The following is a 24352-nucleotide window of genomic DNA, read 5'->3' on the forward strand; positions in this document are numbered from 1 at the left end:
ATTTTTTAGAAATGAAGACCCGCCAGATCATCATTTTCTTAGGTTTTAAAAAGTCCACTTAAACGCCGTGGATAACTCTACTCAAGCGCTTAAGGGAAGTCCACCAGCCTAGGGTTCTTATGCCCCATCTGCTCAACTTTTTGAGTTAATTCCATCAGCGAAGTATCCTGCTTCAATGGCCCAATCTGTACACGGTATAAAGTACGGTTATTGGTCGTCGTTGGACGAATCAATACCGCCAGTTCCGGTAGCAGTGGACGCAGCTGGCTTTCCACATATTCTGCCGAATCTCTATTGGAGTAAGCACCCACTTGCAGGTAGCGCCCGGCAATATTGGCAGCCGACTGTGGTGCAGCCGCTACAACCGCACCAGATTTCTGCCACGCTCGGGGATCAATCGCTTCTAAACGAACCTTACCTGTACCGTGTTTCAGAATATCTAACTTGGATGCCGCAGCATACGAAAGATCAATAACTCGGTTACCGTGGAAAGGGCCACGATCATTAACCCTTACAATCACCTGACGATTATTCGCCAAGTTAGTAACCTTTAAATAAGTCGGGATAGGCAAAGATTTATGCGCCGCCGACATCTTATACATGTCATAAACTTCACCGTTAGAGGTTTTATGACCATGGAACTTCTTGCCGTACCAAGATGCTGTACCCGTTTCGTTGTAACCCAACGAGCTATTCATCACCCAATACTGTTTACCAAATACCGTATAAGGACTTTTATTGCCCCCACGACTCTTTGGCTCTACTTTTGGCACCGCATCTTTTACATGAGATACATCTACTGGACGATCAGGTGCTTTGTCGTGACGCATAGAATAGCGGCCACTATTGGTGGTGTTGCTCGTAGAAGAACAGCCGACCAAAGCAATTGCCAATAGAACTAGACCAATTTTTTGCAGCATAGCCTACTCTTTAAATTATTATTTTTTAGCCACTTGGCCTGCTTCCGCTTTCTCATAAGCAGCTTTAATCTGCTCACTTAGACGATAAACAGCCATTGCGTATAGCTTACTATGGTTGTAACGGGTAATAACATAGAAGTTATGCAGACCTAACCAGTACTGCTCATCTTCACCCATAACTAAGCGCATCAAAATCGCTTTACCCTCTGGATCCAAATCCAGTTGCGGCTGAACACCACGCGCTTGCCATTCGCCTAGGGTGTGTTTAGGGATCAAACCTTTACGGCCAACGCTGTACCAGCTTTCATCTCTTTCCTTGTGGAAAGATACAGAGCTAATCACAGGCTCACCCGGCTTCCATTTATGCTCAGCAAAGTAGTTAGCTACACTACCAATTGCATCACGCTTATTCTTCCAGATATCACGTTTGCCATCTTCATCAAAATCGATGGCAAAGTTACGATAACTAGATGGGATAAACTGACCGTAACCCATAGCACCTGCATATGAGCCTTTCAGCGAAGTAATCTCTACCTGCTCTTCGCGTACCAGCAAGAGGTACTCTTTTAACTGCCCAAGGAAAAATTCACTGCGGCGAGGATAATCAAAACCTAAGGTCGCTAGCGCGTCCAATACACGATAACTACCAGTGATACGACCGTAACGAGTTTCCACACCTATAATCGAAACAATAATTTCCGCCGGAACACCGTAGGCTTTTTCCGCATCCATTAACGCCTGACGGTTTTCCTGCCAGAACTGAACACCTTGGTTAATACGCTTCTCTTTAAGGAAGATCTGGCGGTATTGCCCCCAATTCAAGGTACCTTCTGCAGGTCGAGAGATCGCTTTCAGGATGGAGGTTTGACGTTTAGCCTTACCTAACACTTCACGCAGGTACGCTTCGTCAAAACCTTCCGCTTTCATCTCTTCGATAAACTGCTGTGCACGTGGGTAATCTGCATAAGAGCCACCGCGAACAGCCGCCAATACCTCTTCCTGCGTCATTCGTTTCGTGGTTTTAGCTTTTGGCTTTTCAACCGCTTTAACTTCCGCTTTCGCCTCTTGCTTAACCACTGCTACTTCTTTGGCCGCTACCTCAGGTTTAGCAGCCATTTGCTCTTTAGGTTTAACCTCAGCAGTTGGCTCAGCTGGTTTATCCGTAGCTACACAACCGGTCAGCAAAACACCTGCTGCAACCGCCGTTGATACAAGAAATCTAGATTTCATACCTGAAAAGCTCCCTTAAACACATGCAACATAAATAACTCCCATAACATCGGTCTATTACAAAATAACGCCGACACACTTCTACTTTAACAACATGGTGCGATAACTATGCACCGACATAATAATGCCAAATCCTGCCATCAGGGTCACAATCGATGTACCACCGTAACTCACCAATGGCAAAGGTACACCTACTACCGGTAGCAAACCACTCACCATGCCTATATTTACAAAAACATAAACAAAGAAAGTTAAAATCAAACTACCAGCTAGCAAACGCCCAAAACTATCGGGTGCACGGGCGGCAATCACCAAACCACGAGCAATAATTAACAGATACAGAGTTAATAGTATTAGAACACCAATCAACCCCATCTCCTCAGCTACTACCGCGATAATAAAGTCGGTATGAGATTCTGGAAGGAAGTCCAACTGTGACTGAGTTCCGCTTAACCAACCCTTACCCGAGATACCACCAGAGCCAATCGCTGTTTTCGACTGAATAATGTTCCAACCAGAGCCAAGCGGATCACTTTCGGGATCAAGGAAAGTTAATACCCTTTGCTTCTGGTAATCCTTCATTACCATCCATAACCCCGGTAACGCAGCTGCTGCCAACCCTAAAGCGGTAAAGATATAGCGCCATAGAATCCCTGAAAGAAGCAATACGAATACACCCGATGAGGCGATCAATAAAGAAGTACCCAAATCCGGCTGTTTCATAATCAGCACAGTTGGAATACCCACTAGCATTAGACTGATAAAAATATGCTTAAAGCGTGGAGGAAGCGGCCTATGCGCCAAATAGAAGGCAACCGTCAGCGGCAGTACCAGCTTCATAATTTCGGAAGGCTGGAACCTGAAACCGGGTAAGGCAATCCAACGCTGCGCACCTTTGGCACCAACACCAAACAGTATTACGCAAACCAACAGTGCCACACCTATCAAGTAGAGTGCGGGGGCCCATCGCCCGAGGAATCTAGGGGTAAATTGCGCCAAGACAATCATGACGAAGAAACCAACCCCCATACGAATCGCCTGACGTGTGACGTACCCCATATCTTGGCCAGAAGCGCTATATAAAATAAATAAGCCAAAGCCGCATAGAGCGAGTAACAGTAACAGCAACCACCCGTCTAAGTTGGTATAACTCCACAAACTTGGGCGCTGACGCAGATGATCGTGTGCCTCGGGCATATAACGTTCAAATTCACGTCCCATCATCGTGCAGCCACCTCCGGCTCAGCCTCTTCTGCAAAAGGATCTATACCAAGAAGATAGGCATCCATGACCTGACGCGCTATTGGTGCAGCAGTACTGGAACCGCCACCACCGTTTTCTACAATCACCGAGATCGCAATTTTCGGGTCATCAATCGGCGCAAATGCTACAAACAAGGCGTGGTCACGGTGAATTTCTGCCAGCTTTTCAGCATCGTACTCTTCATCCTGCTTGATGCCGACAACCTGAGCTGTACCGGTTTTACCAGCAATTTCATAAGCTGAATTAGCACCAGAGCTACGCGCAGTACCTCGTTCACCATGCATTACTTCGCGCATGCCTTTGATAATGTCATCCCAATGCTTATCGTTATTTAACACAACATCAGGTAACGGACGTTTTACCCCCGCTATATCAGGCATGTATAAACTTGGCTCTTCACCCTCTTTAGCTTCTTTAATACCCTGTAACATTCGTGGTGAGTGCCAAGTACCACGATTGGCAACAACCGCCGTCGCCGTTGCTAACTGCAATGGCGTTGCAACAAAGAACCCCTGACCGATACTCATATTAAGCGAGTCACCGGTATACCATGGTGTTTTACGTGCACGTTTTTTCCACTCACGCGAAGGTAAGATCGCTCCAATTGCCTCTGGAAGGTCCAAACTGGTTACTTGGCCAAAACCAAACTTACCCAAGTAATCAGACATCGGATCCACGCCCATTTTATGAGCAACATCGTAGTACCAAACGTCACAAGATTGCGCCAGAGAGTCATACATATCGACCCAACCATGGCCCGTTCGTTTCCAATCCCGATATTTACGCCCACCACGGGTAATTTGATAAAAACCTGGATCAAAAACTCTATAAGATGGTTTTACTACACCCGTATCAATAGCCGCCAAAGCGACAATTTGCTTAATCGTAGAGCCCGGCGGATAGCCGCCACGGATTGCACGGTTAAACAGCGGGAGGTCTTTAGATTCCCGTAACGCCGAATAATCCTTCGATGAAATACCCGTCACAAACAGGTTCGGATCGTAAGCAGGGGTCGATACTAAGGTGAGAATCCCGCCGGTTTTCGGATCCATCGCCACAACCGACGCGCGTCGACCTTCCAAAAGCTTTTCAGTGATCTGTTGCAGCCTTAGATCCAAATGAAGCACTAGATCCTTACCCGGTTTAGGGTCGGTCCGCTCCAGAATTCGCATGACACGGCCACGGGCATTGGTTTCTACTTTTTGGAAACCAACCTCGCCATGCAACTGATCTTCATAGAATTTTTCTATACCGAGCTTGCCGATATAGTGGGTTGCCGCGTAGTTATCCTGATCAACACGCTTTAGCTCTTTCTCGTTGATGCGGCCTACATAACCCATGGCATGAACCAAAGACTCACCGTAAGGGTAGTAACGGATTAGTTCGGCTTCTACTCGCACACCCGGTAATCGATGATAATTAACCGAAATTTTCGCGATCTCTTCTTCCGTTAAACGGAAGCGCACAGGCACCGATTGGAAGGGGCGACGACGCTGTTTAAGACGTTTTTTGAAACGCTCAACTTCACGATCCGTAATGGGGATCAGTGCTTGCAGATCGACTAGGGTTTTATCAATGTCTTTCACCTCTTCTTTAAGAAGCGTGACACTGTAACTAGGACGGTTATCCGCTAACAGCACCCCGTTGCGGTCATAGATTAAACCTCGCGTCGGCGGTACTGGCTGAAGTTGAACACGGTTATCTTCCGACATCGCCACATAACGGTCGTGCTCAATAACCTGAAGATAATAGATACGCCCAAGTAGAATCCCGAGCATAATGACCACGATAAAAAACGCCAAAGCCGCACGAAACTTAAAGGTGCGGCTTTCTTTCGAGTGATCCTTGAGGCGCTCTGCTGCCATATTCCTAGCGTTCTTCTACTTGTGGTAAGGATGTCCCTGAATGACCGTCCAGGCACGATAAAGTTGTTCTGCCAACATCACCCGCACAAGCGGATGCGGTAACGTCAATGCAGACAACGACCATTTCTGATCTGCCATTGCAGAACAACGGCTATCCAGACCATCCGGGCCTCCAATGAGTAGACTGATATTACGGCCATCCATACGCCAGTCTTCCACTTGTGACGCCAGTTTTTCGGTTGACCAGTTTTTACCTAACACTTCCAAAGCAATAATTCGGTCGCCTTTAGGTATTGCCGCCAACATCTGATCTCCTTCCTGCTTCTTAGCACGAGCAACATCACTGCTCTTACCTCGATGCCCTAACGGAATTTCGATCATTTCAATCTGAAAATCTGCAGGTAGGCGCTTGGTATATTCCTGATAACCCTCGTTTACCCACGAAGGCATCTTACCACCCACAGCTATGATCCGGATTTTCATAAAAAGTTCTACGCTTCTGCGTCAACGCCCCACAGGCGTTCTAGATCATAGAAGTCACGCGCATCTGGCATCATTACGTGAACAACCACATCGCCTAGATCCACAAGAATCCAGTCGCTTACGCCCTGGCCTTCAGAACCTAGTGGCATCACTCCTGCTTCTTTCAGCTTAACAACCACTTCTTCGCCGATAGATCCAACATGACGCTTAGATGTACCGCTTGCGATCACCATGTAATCAGTTACGGTTGAACGACCACGGACATCAAGATCGACAATCTCTTTGGCCTTCATATCTTCTAGTGCTGCGTGCACTAGTTCTAAAACTTTTTCAGCTTGCATTATTTCACTTCAGTTAGTTAAACCGTATAAACGGTTATCTTGAATATATTGCCAGACCCCATCAGGAAACAGATAACGAGGCGACAAGCCCTGCGCTATAGTTTCGCGGATCTGCGTTGCTGATATCCCTAAGGGAGTCAGCTCATGAAACAGTACTTTGCCCGCCGGTAGCGCCATCGCCTGTTCCAAGTTTTGAGCCTTATGCTCATCTGTAAATTCTTTGATCTCACCCTCTGTAGGCAGATCATAGCCAGGCCGTTTTACCACTACGATATGGCAGTAATCGGTAAACTTATCCCATTCATACCAGCTGGGTAACGTCATATAAGAATCCATACCCATGATCATAAAGATTGGGCATTGATCACCTAATTCAGAACGTAATCCCTGCAGTGTCAGGAATGAATAAGAAGGCTGCTCAGAACTGATTTCTCGATCATCAGCACACAAGCTTGGCTCATCGGCTACCGCCAACTTCACCATCTCTAAACGTTGTTCAGAGGTTCGACCTGGAGTCGCTCTGTGCACTGGAGTTTTAGAGGGGATCAAACAGAGCTGATCCACGCCTAACCAATGCTGTAATTCCAGAGCCGTTCTCAGATGGCCATTATGGATGGGATCAAAAGTCCCACCCATAAAAGCAAAAGCGTTCGCTTTCATAATCTAAATTACTGACGGATGTGACCATCACCTAGTACAACGTACTTCTCGGAGGTCAATCCATCCAAACCTACCGGCCCGCGTGCGTGGATTTTGTCAGTAGAGATACCGATTTCAGCACCTAGACCGTACTCAAAACCATCCGCAAAACGGGTTGAGGCATTAACCATTACCGAACTGGAATCTACTTCACGCAAGAAAGCGCGTGACTTAGTGTAGTTCTCAGTAATGATCGAATCTGTATGGTGTGAACCGTAACGGTTGATATGACGAATCGCTTCATCCATATCATCCACCAGTTTAATTGCCAAAACTGGTGCTAGGTATTCGGTTACCCAATCTTCTTCTGTCGCATCATTGATGAATGGCAACAGAGCCTTAGTGCGCTCACAGCCACGCAGTTCAACACCTACTGCCTGATAGCGCTCCGCTAGTTCAGGTAGTACTTCAGCTGCAATATTGGCATGCACCAATAGCGTTTCCATAGTGTTACAAGTGCCGTAACGGTGTGTTTTAGCATTTAAAGCAACATTCACTGCTTTGCCTTTATCCGCCTGTTCATCAATATAAACATGGCAGATGCCGTCCAAGTGCTTAATTACCGTCACTTTAGCATCACGGCTGATACGCTCGATCAAGCCTTTACCACCACGTGGAACAATCACATCCACGTATTCTGGCATTGTAATCATCTGACCCACCGCTTCACGGTCAGTGGTTTCAACAACCTGTACTGCATTTTCTGGTAAGCCCGCAGCACTCAAACCTTTACGGATGCACTCGGCTACCGCTTGGTTGGAATGAATCGCTTCAGAACCACCACGAAGAATCGTCGCGTTACCGGATTTTAGACACAGGCTTGCTGCTTCAACCGTTACGTTTGGACGAGACTCATAAATAATACCGATCACGCCTAGCGGCACACGCATTTTACCTACCTGGATACCACTTGGTAGGTATTTAAGATCAGTGATCGCGCCTACTGGATCTGGTAAAGCTGCAACCTGACGTAGACCCTCGATCATAGTGTCGATACGAGCATCGGTTAGCTCAAGGCGATCTAACATGGCATCGTCCAAACCGTTTGAACGACCATTGCCTAAGTCTTTTGCATTCGCTTCACGCAGTGCCGGTCGGCTACTATCGATAGCATCAGCCATTGCCAACAACGCCTGATTTTTTAGGTTAGTGTCTGCTTTAGCGACTAGGCGCGCCGCTGCACGGGCATTTTCACCTAGCTGAATCATATATTCTTGTACGTTCATTGCTGTCCTTCCTATCGATAAGCCCTTTATTATAGCGTCAGGGACACTTGGGTTATACCTCTAATGCAAATCATATTCACCCTCGGTAGAATGACCTGTTATTATTTGCCCCTGCATCCGTTTTTGAGCTAACACTGACTGTGACTAACAACGCCAAATCAAAGCCTAATTTCAGAAGGAATCTGACGCTATCCTTAGGCATAGTGCTATTGGTGGGTTTTATCGTCAGCATTCTCTACATGCACTTAGCTACCAGCCGACAGGCGGTGCATGAGACGCAAATTATCGGGCAGAACATCGCTAAACAGAGCGAACTCCTGATCCGCCCACTACTTCTCTCAGATGATCGCGTTAGTCTTAACTACTTACTCAGCGAATTAACCCAGCTTGAGTATGTTGGCGGCCTGCATGTACAAGATGCAAATGGCTTCACCCTCGCCCGCGCAGGTAAATCTAGCCAGCAAACCTTGCAACAGCAGCTAATTCAGCAAGAAAAGACCATCGGCACAGTAACGATCTGGCTGGACAGCGGCCCTGTCGAGCAATTACTGCGCAGCCAGCTTTGGCCTTTACTGATCATCGCTATATTCACCGCGATTTTGCTACTGACAACCAGCTGGTTCTTTACTCGATCAGATAAATTTATCTCTGAGAGCAGCGCAGATGAGGAAGAAAAGTTTGAGCCTTCTTTCTCCGATACGCTGGCCACTCAGACGCCTGTTGAAAGCACGCAAACCTCTAGCGAAGCAGCGCCTGTTATTAGGCCATCTGTAGAGGCAGAAAACCTAGTTCAAGACATTACCGAAACTCGGCCTGAAACGGGGCCTGAAACCACGCCCGAAGCTATATCTGAAGTACAAGCACCAAACCAAAAAGCTTCTGATCTACTACACACGCACGAATTGGTCGATCTTCTCAAACCGGCACCAAGCACTCAGCAGCAGATGCCAAAATTTGAGCATCAACCACAGCAGCTCGACGAAACCGAAACCGTAGCAAATACCGTTGAAACATTGGTGCTTGAAGAAGAACCGGTAAACGCACAAGAAACTCATACGCCGATGCGTGAAAACCCTCTGCTGAAGAGCATGAGTGAGCGTCATGAGGAGCAACTGGACCTTTATAGCTTTGAGCAAGAGCTAGAACTGATCCTAACGCCGCAAGATGCCATCTATCTGTTCTATATCGATGCCAATACTGCCAGCAGCGATAACATGGAGCCTGACGAAAAGGCCACACTGCTGAATGTATATCATCACTTGGCAAAACAGGTCGCACGTATCTATAACGGTGCCTGCGAGCAATTGCCTAATAAAGATATTCTGCTGCGCTTTGAATTAAGAGATGAAAAGGATAGCCACGGTATAAACGCTCTTTGCGCAGGCCAGCTATTCAACCTGTTATACAAAGGCTTTAATCACTCTCGTATTCGTGGATTCCAGCCAGTATTAAGTCTGCAGATGTCCCTAGCTCGCGGCCATCATGACAAGCACGATCTGGTAAAAGAGGAGGCTCACTTCCTAACACGCACTACGAACAGTAACGATTTGATCAGTCATACAGCACTAACCGAAGCCCCTTTACTTAAAGAGGCGATGCTACAAGAAGCCGATATTAGGCGCGAAGATGAAGACAAAGTATTGCTGCTTAAAGTCACACCTAAGCATCAAACACTACTACAGAAACAAGCGAATCACCTGTTAACCAAGATCTTTAAAAAGTCTTAATTAAGACGGCTTAAAAGGAGCTATCCCTTGCCACACTTAGTCATCGAATACTCCAAACAGATAGAAGATAAGGTCGATATCACGGTAGTCATGGAGAAAGTTTTCCAAGGCGCTGTCGCAGCTAACCTCTTTGCTGAAAAAGACATTAAGGTCCGCGCAAATGCTTACGAGCAGCATATGAATGGCGCAGGACTTAATGGCCTTATCCACGTTTCATCGCGGATCTTAAGCGGTCGTAATACCGAGCAGAAAACCCAACTGACTCAAGCAGTACTTAATGAGCTTAAAACGCTGGGCTTGGAAGACCTTTCGATTACCGTCGAAGTACTAGATATAGATCGTGATAGCTACGCAAAACATATAGGTTAAGCATACAAAGTAAAGCCACTAAAAAAGGCGCTGTAGATAACTACAGCGCCTTTTTACAAAGACTCTTGTGTCTTACGAAAGCAGCCTATTTACGCTTTGGCTTTTTCACTTTTAAACCTTTCTGCTTACCTTTCAATTTAGGCTTAGCCGTAGCCTTTCGCTTTTTAGACTTCTTGCTCTTACCACCGTTTGGGCCAGCAAATTCCATCAATTCGCGTTCTGCAGAAGATAATTCCTTACCACGAGACGGCTGAGCTTTAGCCGCTATACGTTTCTTTGGAGCACCTTCACCGCTTGGCGCAGGCTTTTTACGCGATTTACGCAGAGCATCACGCTTAGAACCTTTCTTAGGTTTACTGCGTTCTTCATCCTTAGCAGGACGATGACCCCACTCATGTTTATGGCCTGGCAGCTTTTTGTCGCCTTTTGACGATGGACCGCCAATTTTACCTTCAGCTAACAGCTGACGCGTGGTTTTCTTTTTCTTCACTGGCTGATGATCGATCAGTTCAAAATCGATCTTACGTTCATCCAGATCCACACGCGCGACTTTAACGCGTAAACGATCACCCAATTTGAACACTTTACGAGTGCGCTCACCCACTAAGCGCTGCTTAGCTTGATCAAATACGTAGTAATCACCCGGCAAACCAGTGATATGCACAAGACCTTCAACAAACAGCTCATCAAGCTCAACAAAGACGCCAAAGCCAGTAACGGCAGCAATCACGCCTTCGTATTCATCACCCACATGCTCCTGCATGTATTCACACTTAAGCCATGCCACAACATCACGAGTCGCATCATCTGAGCGTCGCTCTGTCATAGAACAGTGCTCACCCAATTGCAGCAACTGCTCCATGCTGTAGTTGCATGCAAAATCTGCATTTTGAGCAAAGTCATCAGGACGTTTAATCGCTTTATCCTGACTTTCAGAATGGATACGGGCGCGAATTAAGCGGTGCACTAATAGATCGGGGTAACGACGAATTGGCGAGGTAAAGTGCGTGTACGCAGGGTACGCCAATCCAAAGTGACCTTGGTTATCAGGGCTGTATACCGCTTGCTGCATAGAACGCAGCATCATAGTCTGAATCAGATGACGATCAGGACGCTCTTCGATAATCTCTGCCAACTCTTGGTAATGAATCGGCTCAGGCGTATCACCACCGCCAAGATTAAGACCCAGCTCACCCAAATAAGCGCGTAGATTTTGCAATTTCTGCTCTTTCGGGCCTTCGTGGACACGATAGATCGCCGGTACTTTAAGCTTGCTCAGGAAGCGCGCTGTCGCAACGTTCGCACACAACATGCACTCTTCGATCAACTTATGCGCATCGTTACGATAAACGGGAACGATTTGGTCGATCTTACGATCTTCACCAAAGATCATCCGCGTTTCAGTGGTATCAAAGTCTATTGCACCACGGATCTCACGTGCTTTACGCAAAGCAAAGTAAAGGCTGTATAAGTCTTCAAGATGAGGAACAACATCAGCGTACTCGGCACGCAATGCTTTTGATTCTTCCTCTTCTGGCTGCATCAGCATCTTGCCAACCTTAGTGTAGGTTAGACGTGCATGGGAGCTGATGACCGCCTCATAGAACTGATAACCGGATAGATTGCCCGATTCGCTAATGGTCATTTCACAAACCATCGCCAAGCGATCTACCTTAGGGTTTAACGAGCACAAGCCGTTTGATAGCAGCTCCGGCAGCATCGGTACAACAAACTCAGGGAAGTAAGTTGAGTTCGCGCGCTGATACGCCTCTTTATCTAATTCAGAATCAGGTCGTACGTACCAAGATACATCTGCAATCGCGACCCACAAGCGCCAGCCACCGGACTTTTTGCGCTCAGCATAAACTGCATCATCAAAGTCCTTAGCGTCTTCACCATCAATAGTAACCAGTGGCAGATCACGCAGATCAACACGATTAGCCTTGGCGCTCTCTTCAACTTCAGCAGTCAGTTCACCGATCTCTTGGCGAACAGTTTCTGGCCACTCATGCGGAATTTCGTAGTTGTGGATAGCAACGGTGATCTCCATGCCCGGCGCCATATGGTCACCTAGCACTTCGGTCACTTTTGCTTGTGGTAATTGACGCTTACTTGGCTGATTGATCAACTCAGCAACAACCAACTGACCATCTTTGTAAGTTAACGGTGTTTCAGCCTCAGGATCCGGAACGATCATGATCTCTTGCGTGATACGCTGGTTTTCAGGGCGTAGATAACCAAAACCATCCCGACCACTAAAGCGACCTACCAATTTACGGGTATTACGCTCCAGCACATCAACAATTTTACCTTCACGACGACCTTTAAAATCGACGTTGGTCTCTTGCACTAAAACTCGATCACCATCGAATACTTGGCGCATTTGGCGCGGGCTTAGCTTGAGATCATCGCCGCCCTCTTCTGGCTTAACAAATCCATAACCATCTCGATGACCAATGACACGGCCTTTGATCAGCGACATCTTATCCATCAGCGCAAATTCATTGCGGCGATTACTCATCAACTGACCATCACGACACATCGCCTTCAATCGGAAGAAGACGGCATCACGACTTTCTGGATCCCAGACACCTAAACCTTCGCACAGCTGTGCATGTCCAATCGGCGCGCCCCACTCCTGCATGTACTGCAGAATGTAATCGCGGCTCGGTACCGGGTTGGAATACTTCTCCGCTTCCGCTGCGGCTTTAGGGTCACTTTTAGTCCAATCTTTACTCATAGAGTTCTCAAAAACGAAATGGCTAGGGCATTTATCTAGCTAGAATAACACGCCAAAGGCTTTCTTTTAGGATAGCACCGCTTAAAGCGATGATTTACAGGCATTTTAAACAAAAAGAGCCGGCAAATGCCGGCTCTTGTCAAACTTAAGGGCGATCATCGACCTCGGTCTCTTTCTCCTCAGGAGGGAGAAGATCCTCTTTACAGATGTTCATCGCAATCAGGACGTTAGCCGCTACATAGATGGAGGAGTATGTACCAATAAATACACCCACCAACAATGCAGTCGCAAAACCGTGAATCATTTCACCACCGAATACACTAAGCGCCAACAATACCAGCAACGTGGTTAAAGAGGTCACCAAGGTACGACCCAAGGTTTGCGTCAAAGAGATGTTCATCACCTCAATCGGCGTACCTTTACGCACTTTACGGAAGTTTTCACGAATACGGTCAGACACTACGATGGTATCGTTCAACGAGTAACCGATTACCGCCAATACTGCTGCCAGTACCGTCAGGTCAAAGTCCAACTTAAATAGAGCAAAGAAACCAAGCACGATCAATACGTCATGTGCCAAGGCCGCTACTGCACCTACAGAGAACTTAATCTGGAAACGAAATGCTACGTACACCATGATCATGAACAATGCTAACAGCATGCCCAAACCACCTTGCTCACGTAGCTCTTCACCTACCTGCGCACCTACGAACTCGTTACGGCGCAAGTTAAGCTGTTGTGATTCACCCGCCTGCAAAGCAGAAAGAACTTTATCACCCAGCTGCGGATCATGATCCTGACCTAAACGGATAAGAATATCGGTTGGCGAACCAAAGGTTTGCACTACCGCATCTTCAAACCCAACATCTTTTAGCTGATCACGGATCTTGTTCAAGTCTGCTGGCTGTTCGTAGCCAATCTCAACCAAACTACCGCCGGTAAAGTCCAAACCGAACTTCAAACCGTTAACAGCCAAAGCGCCAATAGAGACTATCAGTAAGACCACAGAACAAGCTGCTGCGATCTTACGGAAGCCCATGAAGTTATATATCTTTTGTGTAGACATCACAGCTTCCTCAGATTGATAGTTTGCTAACTTGGCGGCCGCCGTAAGTTAAGTTAACCAGTGCACGCGTTACTAGAATCGCAGTGAACATAGAGGTCAAAATACCTACAGATAGCGTGATCGCGAAGCCTTTAACTGGCCCCGTACCCATCGCAAACAGAATAACTGCCGCAAGAAGCGTTGTGATGTTGGCATCAAAGATAGTTGTAGTCGCGCCTTTGAAACCAGCATTAATTGCTGATTGTGGCGGCAGACCATTTTTAAGCTCTTCTTTGATACGCGAGAAGATCAGTACGTTCGCATCCACGGCCATACCAACTGTCAATACGATACCCGCAATACCCGGCAGTGTTAGCGTTGCCGAAAGCATCGACATCACTGCAACCAATAGCATCAGGTTCAAGGTCAGTGCGATATTCGCCAGTAGACCAAACACGCGGTAGTACAGAATCATGAACAGTAATACTAGGGCTAGACCGATCTGAACCGACATCACACCGGTTTCGATGTTCTGCGCACCCAAGCTTGGGCCTACTGTACGCTCCTCTACAAAGTAGATTGGCGCAGCCAGTGCACCGGCACGTAGTAATAGTGCTAGTTCAGAAGATTCGCCTGCTCCATCCAAACCAGTGATTCGGAAAGAGTTACCCAATACCGCCTGAATCGTCGCAAGGGAGATAATGTTCTTCTCGGTGTAACGTACTTTTTCCGTTACCTGAACACCATCAACCGTCTTAGTGACCGTACGCTCTTTATCTTCTACGAACAGTACAGCCATACGGCGTTGTACAGCGTTCTTAGTGGTACGAGCCATTAGCTCACCACCTTTAGAATCAAGCGAGATGTTTACCTGTGGCTGACCATTTTCGTCGAAAGAAGCCTGCGCGTTAGATACGTTATCACCTTTGATGATGACATCTTTCTCTAGCGTTGCTTTACGGCCTAGCTCACTACGGAACTCATAAACCTCAGTACGTGCAGAGCTCGCACCAGGCTTAGCTTCCAAACGGAATTCAAGCGTTGCTGTCTTACCGATAATCTTCTTCGCTGCCGCAGTATCTTGGATACCCGGTAGCTGAACCACGATACGGTTACGACCTTGACGCTGAACTAGCGGCTCAGCTACACCCAGTTCGTTTACACGGTTACGAAGTGTTGTCAGGTTCTGCTTAATCGCATAAGTCTCGATATCACGAACAGCTTGTTCAGTCAGATTTACTTCAACATAAAAATCGCCATCGCGATCATCTGCTGTTACTAAGAACTCAGCGTATTCCTGACGCAGAAGACTAACCGCTGCATCACGAGACTCTAGCTTGGTAAATTTAATCGCCAAAGCACCGTTTTCACGCGTTTCTAGCTTACGGTAACGTAGCTTCTCTTCACGCAGACGACCTTTGATCTCAGACGCATAGTTTTCTAGCTTCTGAGTCACCGCTTTTGGTAGATCAACTTCTAGAAGGAAGTGAACACCACCACGTAGGTCAAGACCAAGCTTCATTGGGCCTGCACCCATAGAAGAAAGCCATTCTGGCGTTGTTGGTGCCAAGTTAAGCGCTACAACGTAATCATCGCCTACTACACGAGTAATAATATCTTTCGCTTTAAGCTGGGAGTCGCCATCAGGGAAACGGATAAGGCCAGCTTTTCTCTCAAGCTCAGTTTCCTTAACAGATACACCTTCACGCTCCAGCGCAGCAGTAACTTTTTCGATTAGCGGCTGATCCACTTCAAATACATCACGTGTACCAGTTAGCTGGATCGCATAATCATCGGGATACAAGTTAGGTGCAGCGTATAAACCACCGAACACTAACACAAACAAAATAAGGAGATTTTTCCAGAGGGGGTATCGATTGAGCATAGCGCCCTATTCCCTGATAGAAACAGAAACGCCACTACTAGATGTAGTGGCGTCTGTGAATTAGCTTAGATGCTCTTAAGAGTGCCTTTTGGCAGAGCTGCTGATACGTGAGTTTTTTGGAAAGTCAGTTCAGTACCTTCGCTCACTTCTAGAACAATGTAGTCGTCGTTTAGGTTAACTACTTTACCCAGAATACCACCTGCAGTGATCACTTCGTCACCTTTGCTAAGGCCACCTAGCAGCTCTTTGTGCTCTTTAGCGCGCTTAGCCTGTGGACGCCACATGAAGAAGTAGAAGATCAGACCAAAGCCAACCAAGAAGATCATGTTGAACATACCAGAATCCATTGGGGCACCGGCAGCACCTTCAGCATAAGCTGGGGAGATAAAGAAGCTCATTTAGCTACTCCTAAAAATAATGTAAAAATTCTTGTCGTTATAAAAGCACTAACAACTTATATGGAGTCAATTGCGGGCGTTTCAAGGCCACGCTTACGATAAAATTCGTCCACAAAGTCGCTCAATTTACCCTGTTCGATAGCTTGACGCAATCCAGCCATTAGCTGCTGATAATAATGCAGGTTATGAATGGTATTTAACTGCGCGCCTAAGATCTCTTTACACTTATCCAAGTGGTGCAAATATGCACGGCTAAAGTTCTGGCAAGTGTAGCAATCACAGTTCTCATCAAGCGGACGGGTATCGGTTTTATTTACCGCATTACGGATCTTAACCACACCCGTATCGGTAAATAGGAAGCCGTTTCGCGCGTTACGTGTTGGCATTACACAGTCGAACATATCGACACCACGGCGAACCGCTTCAACGATATCTTCTGGCTTACCTACACCCATCAAGTAACGTGGTTTCTCGGCCGGCATTTTGTAAGCAAGATGATCCAGTACTTTCACCATCTCATCTTTAGGCTCACCTACTGAAAGACCGCCAATGGCATAACCATCAAAACCGATCTCTTCCAAACCTTTCATCGATTCATCACGTAGGTGCGGGTACATACCGCCCTGAACGATACCAAACAGCGCTGCTGGGTTATCGCCGTGTGCGTCTTTAGAGCGCTTAGCCCAACGCATAGATAGGCGCATAGACTCAGCCGCTTCGGTTTCTGTCGCTGGGTATGGCGTACATTCATCGAAGATCATAACGATGTCAGAACCCAACTCACGCTGAACCTGCATCGACTCTTCTGGGCCCATAAATACTTTGCTGCCGTTTACAGGGGACTGAAAGGTCACACCCTCTTCGGTGATCTTACGCATTTTGCCCAAGCTAAATACTTGGAAACCGCCGGAGTCGGTTAGGATTGGGCCTTTCCACTGCATAAAGTCATGCAGATCGCCGTGCTGCTTAACAATCTCTGTTCCCGGACGTAGCATCAGGTGGAAGGTGTTACCCAAGATAATCTGGGCGCCCGTCGCTTCGATATCACGCGGCGTCATACCTTTAACCGTGCCGTAAGTACCTACAGGCATAAACGCTGGCGTTTCAACCGTACCACGCGGGAACTGCAAGCGACCGCGACGGGCTTTGCCGTCTTCAGCCAGCTTATCAAACTGCATAAAACATTCTCTGCTCATTTAACTCTTACCTCTAATTTACGCAGTTAAATCACTGACCACTTTTACGTGTTAAATACATGGCATCGCCATAGCTAAAGAAACGGTATTTCTGCTCAACCGCCTTTTTATATGCCTTCATCATGTTGTCGTAGCCGGAGAACGCGCTCACAAGCATCAACAATGTCGATTCTGGCAGGTGGAAGTTGGTGATCATCGCATCCACAGATTTGAATTCGTAACCTGGGAAGATAAAGATATCGCTATCACCAAATAATGGTTCAATTTCACCATTACGGCTCGCACTCTCCAAGCTGCGTACGCTGGTTGTCCCTACCGCAATCACACGACCACCTTCGGCACGCGTTTGCTTCACCAGCTCACAAACCTCTTCGCTCACTTCGATATACTCGGAGTGCATCACATGCTCATCGACATTATCGACTTTAACCGGCTGAAACGTACCCGCGCCTACGTGCAAAGTAACAAAAGCACGTTTCACGCCCATGTCATCCAGCTTAGCAAGTAGTGCGTCATCAAAATGCAGACCTGCTGTAGGTGCAGCTACGGCACCCGGCTTTTTGTTGTAAACCGTTTGATAACGTTCACGATCTTCTAACTGATCTTCACGTTTCATATACGGTGGTAGCGGCATATGGCCATGCTGTTCAAGCGCCTGCACCAAACCGCCTTCAATCAGAAACTTAAGCTCAAATAGGTTCTCGTGACGAGCCACCATCTCAGCTTCAATCCCACCTTCAAGAATCAGCTTAGTACCCGGCTTAGGCGAACGACTGGAACGTACATGGGTTAAGGCACGCTTATCGTCTAAAACACGCTCAACTAAAACCTCAACTTTACCGCCAGACTCTTTAGTACCAAATAAACGAGCTGGGATAACACGGGTGTCATTGAAGATCATCAGATCACCCGGCTGGATCAATTCAAGCACATCGGTAAATTGACCGTGATTGAGTTCACCAGAATCGCCATTTACAGATAACAAACGGCTAGCGCTACGCTGCTCTAGAGGAAAACTCGCAATGAGTTCCTCTGGAAGCTCAAAATGAAAATCTTTAACCTGCATTCAGGGAATTCTTCTATATCAACATCAAAGGGACTTAAGGGCGCGCATTGTACCGGAAAGGAGATTTTTTTTCAGGTTTTCAAAAGTATTGATTGACGCAAGCGTCCAGATTTCTATAATACGCCTCTCTTAAGTGCCAGCGTGATGAAATTGGTAGACATGAGGGATTCAAAATCCCTTGCCTTCACGGGCGTGCCGGTTCGAGTCCGGCCGCTGGTACCATCGAATTCTTAAAGAAAAGGCCCGCTCATTGAGCGGGCCTTTTCTTTTTGTGATTTCGTAATATCAAAAAAAGGGAATCTGATCCCTTTACCTCTTTACGGTCTATCTTTGCTACTCATATTTTCTTGTTGGTACTATCAAAACTATAGAGTCACTCCGTGTGACAACAATCAATGAAGTTCACAATAATCTATCTAAACTCTATGTGGCTTTTATCTAACTACTGAAGAGAACGTCGAATGTTTTGTACGAATTGCGGTAAGGAAAACCAGCAAGAAGCAAAGTTCTGTTACCACTGCGGTCATAAAATTGCTTTACCTGACTCTCAAACGGATACGGGAACTTCAGTCGAAGAAAGCCAGATAGCAGTTGTCGAACTTCTTGAACAAGACATACCAGAAAGAAAAATTGAGAAAAAACCAGAACAACCAAAAAGCATTTTGCCCGATCCTGCTCCAGAAGAAGAGCCTTCAATAGGTGGTAATTACTTTTCAAAACATTGGCGTGGAGACTATAGCCTCGGAGTATCTTACTGGCTTAATTACGTTCTTATTAGTGCGATTTGTACTGGGATAGTGACTGTTTTAATAGGCTCAGATTATTGGAAGGGGCTTGATATTCGCGCCCACGCCTATGGTCTTATCCTTCTCTACGCTGTTCTTATTCCATTAGTACTATGGCAAGTGGTTGGAACATTCCGTTCAGCGTCTAAACATGTTCAGCGCGGAGGCAAACTGTTCTGGGCAACTGCTGTTCACATTTTAGTGATTATTGGCTTTCTAAGGTTCGCAGCACAAGTCGTTACGATCGATGGCCCAGTCCTCCTTGAGTCATTTCAGCGCATCACATCTGGCCCTGATATCCCAGCCTACGAATTACGAGTAATGCGCGAAGGAAAGGAGTTAGAGCTAGCTGGTGGAATGCCTTTCGGAACAGCCGATGCAGTTAGAAACATTCTTGATGCAACACCTACTATCAAGACCATTCACCTCAATAACTCGGGTGGTTTAATCGAAGAAGGCATTAATCTTGCCAAGCTGATATCTAACCGTCAGCTCATCACTTTTACGTCCGACCTCTGCGCCAGTTCTTGTACGATCGCTTTTGTTGCGGGGCAAGAACGCTACCTTGGAAAAAATGGTTTTTTAGGGTTTCATAGCGCGTCTTTCGGTTCGTTAGATGGAACGAAGCTTTCAGAGCTAAATTATGAGTTAAGAGGCATGTACAAACAGTACGGTGTTTCAAATGGATTTATCGATAAGGCGCTCTCAATCTCTTCTACTGATTTATGGAAGCCGACACAGGCCGAATTGATTAACGCCAACATCGTAGATGAAATAGTTAACCCAGATAATTTTGCTTTAAGCGGTTTTTCCAGTTGGAGAGATCAAAAGAAAATCGATGATATTTTAACAAGCACACCGGCTTTAAAGGCCGTTTCTAAATACGATCCATCTTTTTATAAGGTCATATCCAATATCGTTTTTGAAGGCATACAAGCCGGTAAATCTCTAAACGAATTAAAGTTCGAGGTTCGTAGCCATCTTCTACCTAGAGTCATTGAAAGGTATCTTCCTGTAGCTCCAAATAAGGAGTTAGTAGCTTATTGGGATACACAAATTGATGAAATGGAATACTTATTAAGCTTGTCTGCAGATCACTGTGTTAATTTTGCGTATCCCGACATGTTTCCAAGCCATTTAGATCTTAATTCGTTGTTACCAAAGGAAATGGCCGCAAGGGACGTACAAGCTTTGGCTAATCTTATCAAAAGCGCCTCATTAAGCCCTGTTCTAAATGAAAGTACTGCGCTAGCAGAGAAAGACTTAGAAAAGGTGGCTCTGAAACTGATGATAAAAGGAGAGGATTACCTTTTATCGATAGGCTCACCGGAGGAGTACAAGAACAAGCCCGATATCCTGTGTAATTCATTACTTGAACTTTATTATCAGGTTTTTGCTTTACCTCCAAATAGGGTAGGCCCAGTATTGCGTTACATGTTGAAAGAAGATTAATACTTTAGCTAGGAGAGGACGCTAACCGAACAAACTAAAGGGTCAGGTCTTGCATTGTGCAATTTAGAGCGAATTAATGAGACCTGAGCCCTTTCTCTAGCCACTAGCCTCTAGCTTCTTACTCACCCTCTTCCCCCGCCACCCAATAAACAGCCCAGAAGATACGATCAACGCCGAACCAATCAACATAGAAGTGGTGAGCTCTTCACCAAAGAACAGTAAAACCAAAGAACCAAAGGGTCAAGTCTTGCATTGTGCAACAAAATTAAAGTGAGCAGGCCTTGTCTTTTTCTAACCACTAGCAGCAAAGCGTTCTAGCCACTAACCTCTAGCTTCTTCCGCACCTTCTTCCCCCTCCACCCAATAAACAGCCCCGAAGACACAATCAACGCCGAACCAATCAACATCGAAGTAGTGAACTCTTCACCAAAGAACAATAGCCCCAGCGAACAGCCAAACAGTAAACGGGTATATCTGAACGGCGTCACCGCAGACACTTCGCCAGTACGCATCGCTTTCATTAAACAGGAATAAGCAATTACACCGGCTACCGTAGCTATCACAATCGACACCAGTTCAGACTGGGAAGGCAACCTATAAACCTCCCCTGCCCAGCTTGAATAGACAAGTCCAGAGACCAAGACGGAGAGGAAGCCATAAAAGCCTAGACGTGCTGTGCCTATAGTCGGTGGCGCCATGCGGCTTGCGAGATCTCTTCCGGCAAAACCAACCATGCCGATAACAGCTAATAGCGACAGATGAGAAAAACCATCAGCGCCTGGCTGCACAATTAAAATAACGCCCAACAGCCCTATAAATATGGCTAACCACCTAACGGGGCTTACTTTTTCCCCTAGAAAAAGCACAGCGCCTATAACAACTAAAAGCGGAGTGGCTTGTAGGATAACGGTAGCTGTAGATAGCGGGATAAAGGCGATTGCGAGAACGTAAAACAGCCGTCCGATTACTTCAAAAACGATACGAATGCGCATAGGCAAAGACAGAACATCTTTGATAAACAGAGGCCCGCGGTTAAATTTAAGCGTAGCGGCAAATAGGAACATGCCACCTAAACCAAACAAAGCTAACACCTGCCCAACTGGCAGAGTTTGCGCGGCTTCTTTAACTAGCGCATCTTCAATCGCAAACGCAGCCATAGCAGCAATCATCCACAGGCTGCCGACTAAATTTTCTTTACTACTTGTACCTGTTGATTGCGCCACGAGATCTCTGCTTTCCGATAGGTAGGTTGATTTAACGACCTACCATCCTACCTATCCCCTCTTAATCCCCAAGGCACAGCCAATAGAATATGCATAGTCACAGATCAGCAGAAAGCGGTAGAAAGCGGTAGAAAGCGGTAGAAAGCGGTAGAAAGCGGTAGAAAGCGGTAGAAAGCGGTAGAAAGCGGTAGAAAGCGGTAGAAAGCGGTAGAAAGCGGGATGGTGCCTTCTTTTTAATGAAAGAGGAAGAAGCCAAACAAAAAAGGCCCACTCAATGAGCAGGCCTTTCTTTTTCTAGCCACTAGCAGCGAAGCGTTCTAGCTACTAGTTACTTGATTCAATTAAACACCGTTAATCAGTAGGTGTACGCCGATACTTGCCACATAACCTAGGGCAATGGCTGGCGCCCATTTTAGGTGGGAAGCGAAGGTATACACGCCTCGCGCTGTACCTAGTAGAGCAACACCTGCAGCAGAACCAATCGCAAGCATACTACCGCCTACACCCGCCGTTAGGGTTACTAACTGCCACTGGCCTAGGGACATGGCTGGATCCATGGTTAATACCGCGAACATCACCGGAATGTTATCTACAATTGCCGATAGAACACCTACCAGAGCATTTGCTCCTGTTGCGCCCAGGTCGTTGTACATTAGCTCAGATACGATCGCCATGTAGCCGAACTGACTTAAGCCGGCCACACACATAATAACGCCGTAGAAGAACAGCAAAGTATCCCACTCGGCACGTGATACACGCTCCATCACGTCGAATTCTTTAACTTCTTCACGTTTCTCAGTCATATCTTCAAACAGTTCTACAGCACCGACCGTTTCACCGTTTTCATCAACAACAGGTGCAGCACTGAACATTAGGTATGCGCCTGAGTTACCGATATTATCGAAGTAGTTGGCCGCATCGTAAGACTTACCACCCATTGGGTTATCACGGTACTGATTGTGATAATGCTGACGTACGCCTGCACCGGATTCGTCTTCTAGAACCGCATCAGCCAGAGTTGGGCGCTGATCTTTGTAGAAGCCTTTCCAGTGATTTTTAGTGCCGATCATCTCTTCAGCTTTGATACCCGTTAGGTTTTCTAGCGCAGTATTCCAATGGGTAACGTTTTTCTCTTTGTCGATCATAAATGCCGGATAAGGCTGATCATTCAGATGATCACCAATATCCTTACCGTATGCCTGTAGAACACTCAATGGGTTCTGATGCGCATCGCTACGACCACCAAAAATTGAGTCAGCCATAATCGTACGACCTTCCACCTTTTTCAGGTAGAAAGAGTATAGACCTAGGTAACCCAGACCGAACATCATGCCAGCTGCAGGTGGTAGGTGTAGGAAGCTGTGGAAGCTTACTGCAGTTACGATAGTCGCAAGGAACAGAACGATCATTACCTTCGCGCCCATTTTCATGAAGGACTTTTCCTGAGACGCTTCAGGGATCTCATTAGGAATCGCGAAGTGCATGATAACCGCAGGTACTAACCAGTTAACCAATGATGGGATAAATAGTGGTAGGAACTGCAAGAATTCTACCTTGCCCTTCTGCCAAACCATCAGGGTTGTAATATCGCCAAATGGAGAGAAAGCACCACCCGCGTTTGCCGCCACAACGACGTTGATACACGCAATCGACACGAAGCGAACATTCTTACCGCCAACAGCCATCACAACCGCACCCATCAGTAGTGCAGTCGTTAAGTTATCCGCAATTGGAGAGATAACAAATGCTAGTGCGCCGGTAACCCAGAAAACCTTACGTAGTGAGTAACCGCGAGATACCAGATAAGCACGCAGCGCTTGGAATACGTTACGATCTTCCAGCGCATTAATGTAGGTCATCGCCACAAGTAGGAACAGAAATAACTCTGCATATTCAATAATGGCGTGCTTAATCGCATGGTGCGCCTGCTCTGTAGCACCAATTTCCTTAAATGCTAGGGCAACTAAAACCCAAATCAGACCTGCAGCCACCAGAACCGGCTTACTCTTAAGCAGGTGAATATTGTTTTCCAACGGAACCAAAGAGTAGGCCAAAATAAATATGGCCACACTCAAATAGCCATAAAAAGAAGCACTCAGTTCCGGAATATTAGCGGCCGCTCCGCCTGTTTCTGCAAAAGCAGTAAGGGGAAGCAGTAATAGACCAACAACGGCCAACACAAAGCGTAAGCTTGCGCTGTTGATCTGTGGAAAAAACATCGACAGGTTCATGGTCAGAATCCGATTTTAAAATTGTTGTGTCTGGATCAGGTTACGGGTTTCAAAATACCCGCCGAAATCACATAAGAATTGACAATTCTTATGCAATTTCTGCCTAGCAACTTGCAGGGCTTGACCCATCGTCACGAGAAAGAGCGTCAACAAATGACCAAATTCGAGTAGACCAACGTTAAGTCCAACCAGCTACTAGCATGGCGTG

At 46.5% G+C, this 24352-nt stretch carries 19 protein-coding genes and 1 tRNA gene; 4 read left to right on the plus strand and 16 right to left on the minus strand.

Going from position 1 to position 24352, the window contains the following annotated elements; genetic code table 11:
• Positions 1 to 89: 89 nt before the first annotated feature.
• From ACMXYN_RS15535 to ACMXYN_RS15570, 8 genes are all read right to left on the minus strand, one after another.
• Positions 90 to 920: a septal ring lytic transglycosylase RlpA family protein gene (locus tag ACMXYN_RS15535; RefSeq protein ID WP_415892623.1), complete on the minus strand. Its 831-nt coding sequence runs from the start codon at positions 918 to 920 to the stop codon at positions 90 to 92.
• Between the two features lie 18 nt (positions 921 to 938).
• The gene (gene mltB / locus ACMXYN_RS15540; protein ID WP_415892624.1) at positions 939 to 2150 is read right to left on the minus strand and encodes a lytic murein transglycosylase B; all 1212 of its coding nucleotides are present in this window, start codon (positions 2148 to 2150) and stop codon (positions 939 to 941) included.
• Positions 2151 to 2231: 81 nt separating this feature from the next.
• Entirely contained in the window at positions 2232 to 3371 is a 1140-nt protein-coding gene (gene rodA / locus ACMXYN_RS15545) for a rod shape-determining protein RodA (protein ID WP_415891458.1), read from the minus strand.
• Positions 3371 to 5278 carry a penicillin-binding protein 2 gene (mrdA, locus tag ACMXYN_RS15550; protein ID WP_415892625.1) on the minus strand — a complete coding sequence of 636 codons (1908 nt, stop codon included), beginning with the start codon at positions 5276 to 5278 and terminating at the stop codon, positions 3371 to 3373. The genes rodA and mrdA overlap by 1 nt, the downstream gene beginning before the upstream one ends.
• A 15-nt stretch (positions 5279 to 5293) precedes the next feature.
• Positions 5294 to 5761, minus strand: coding sequence for a 23S rRNA (pseudouridine(1915)-N(3))-methyltransferase RlmH (rlmH, locus tag ACMXYN_RS15555; RefSeq protein WP_415882511.1), 468 nt, complete (start codon positions 5759 to 5761; stop codon positions 5294 to 5296).
• A gap of 8 nt (positions 5762 to 5769) precedes the next feature.
• The gene (gene rsfS, locus ACMXYN_RS15560) at positions 5770 to 6102 is read right to left on the minus strand and encodes a ribosome silencing factor (protein WP_415882512.1); all 333 of its coding nucleotides are present in this window, start codon (positions 6100 to 6102) and stop codon (positions 5770 to 5772) included.
• Between the two features lie 9 nt (positions 6103 to 6111).
• Positions 6112 to 6762 carry a nicotinate-nucleotide adenylyltransferase gene (gene nadD, locus ACMXYN_RS15565; protein WP_415892626.1) on the minus strand — a complete coding sequence of 217 codons (651 nt, stop codon included), beginning with the start codon at positions 6760 to 6762 and terminating at the stop codon, positions 6112 to 6114.
• 8 nt (positions 6763 to 6770) lie between these two features.
• Positions 6771 to 8027, minus strand: a complete 1257-nt coding sequence (locus ACMXYN_RS15570) for a glutamate-5-semialdehyde dehydrogenase (protein WP_415892627.1) — start codon at positions 8025 to 8027, stop codon at positions 6771 to 6773.
• 140 nt (positions 8028 to 8167) lie between these two features.
• Between ACMXYN_RS15570 and ACMXYN_RS15575 the strand changes: the two genes are divergently transcribed.
• Positions 8168 to 9754, plus strand: coding sequence for a hypothetical protein (locus tag ACMXYN_RS15575; protein WP_415892628.1), 1587 nt, complete (start codon positions 8168 to 8170; stop codon positions 9752 to 9754).
• Between the two features lie 27 nt (positions 9755 to 9781).
• Complete coding sequence (locus ACMXYN_RS15580; RefSeq protein ID WP_415892629.1) at positions 9782 to 10123, plus strand: 5-carboxymethyl-2-hydroxymuconate Delta-isomerase; 342 nt, start codon at positions 9782 to 9784, stop codon at positions 10121 to 10123.
• A gap of 85 nt (positions 10124 to 10208) precedes the next feature.
• Here the strand turns inward: ACMXYN_RS15580 and rnr are convergent, their stop codons facing one another.
• The 6 genes from rnr to queA form a co-directional block, all read right to left on the minus strand.
• Positions 10209 to 12863 carry a ribonuclease R gene (gene rnr / locus ACMXYN_RS15585; protein ID WP_415892630.1) on the minus strand — a complete coding sequence of 885 codons (2655 nt, stop codon included), beginning with the start codon at positions 12861 to 12863 and terminating at the stop codon, positions 10209 to 10211.
• A gap of 145 nt (positions 12864 to 13008) precedes the next feature.
• Positions 13009 to 13929, minus strand: a complete 921-nt coding sequence (gene secF, locus ACMXYN_RS15590; RefSeq protein ID WP_415882518.1) for a protein translocase subunit SecF — start codon at positions 13927 to 13929, stop codon at positions 13009 to 13011.
• Between the two features lie 10 nt (positions 13930 to 13939).
• Positions 13940 to 15793, minus strand: a complete 1854-nt coding sequence (secD, locus tag ACMXYN_RS15595) for a protein translocase subunit SecD (RefSeq protein ID WP_415892631.1) — start codon at positions 15791 to 15793, stop codon at positions 13940 to 13942.
• A gap of 65 nt (positions 15794 to 15858) precedes the next feature.
• Positions 15859 to 16191 (minus strand): preprotein translocase subunit YajC, encoded by a 333-nt coding sequence (gene yajC, locus ACMXYN_RS15600; RefSeq protein WP_415882520.1) that lies wholly within the window; start codon positions 16189 to 16191, stop codon positions 15859 to 15861.
• 56 nt (positions 16192 to 16247) lie between these two features.
• Positions 16248 to 17387 carry a tRNA guanosine(34) transglycosylase Tgt gene (gene tgt, locus ACMXYN_RS15605; protein ID WP_415885909.1) on the minus strand — a complete coding sequence of 380 codons (1140 nt, stop codon included), beginning with the start codon at positions 17385 to 17387 and terminating at the stop codon, positions 16248 to 16250.
• A gap of 31 nt (positions 17388 to 17418) precedes the next feature.
• Positions 17419 to 18453 (minus strand): tRNA preQ1(34) S-adenosylmethionine ribosyltransferase-isomerase QueA, encoded by a 1035-nt coding sequence (gene queA / locus ACMXYN_RS15610; protein WP_415892632.1) that lies wholly within the window; start codon positions 18451 to 18453, stop codon positions 17419 to 17421.
• Positions 18454 to 18588: 135 nt separating this feature from the next.
• Between queA and ACMXYN_RS15615 the strand changes: the two genes are divergently transcribed.
• Positions 18589 to 18675, plus strand: a tRNA-Leu gene (locus ACMXYN_RS15615).
• Between the two features lie 239 nt (positions 18676 to 18914).
• Entirely contained in the window at positions 18915 to 20690 is a 1776-nt protein-coding gene (locus ACMXYN_RS15620; protein WP_415892633.1) for a zinc-ribbon domain-containing protein, read from the plus strand.
• Positions 20691 to 21004: 314 nt separating this feature from the next.
• Here the strand turns inward: ACMXYN_RS15620 and ACMXYN_RS15625 are convergent, their stop codons facing one another.
• On the minus strand, positions 21005 to 21913 hold the full coding sequence (locus tag ACMXYN_RS15625) for a DMT family transporter (RefSeq protein WP_415892634.1): 909 nt from the start codon (positions 21911 to 21913) through the stop codon (positions 21005 to 21007).
• Positions 21914 to 22254: 341 nt separating this feature from the next.
• On the minus strand, positions 22255 to 24144 hold the full coding sequence (gene nhaD, locus ACMXYN_RS15630; protein ID WP_415892635.1) for a sodium:proton antiporter NhaD: 1890 nt from the start codon (positions 24142 to 24144) through the stop codon (positions 22255 to 22257).
• Between the last annotated feature and the right edge of the window lie 208 nt (positions 24145 to 24352).

Origin of the sequence: Neptuniibacter sp. PT8_73 (genome assembly GCF_047778045.1) — a bacterium.
In the GTDB taxonomy this organism is placed as follows: Bacteria; Pseudomonadota; Gammaproteobacteria; order Pseudomonadales; family Balneatricaceae; genus Neptuniibacter.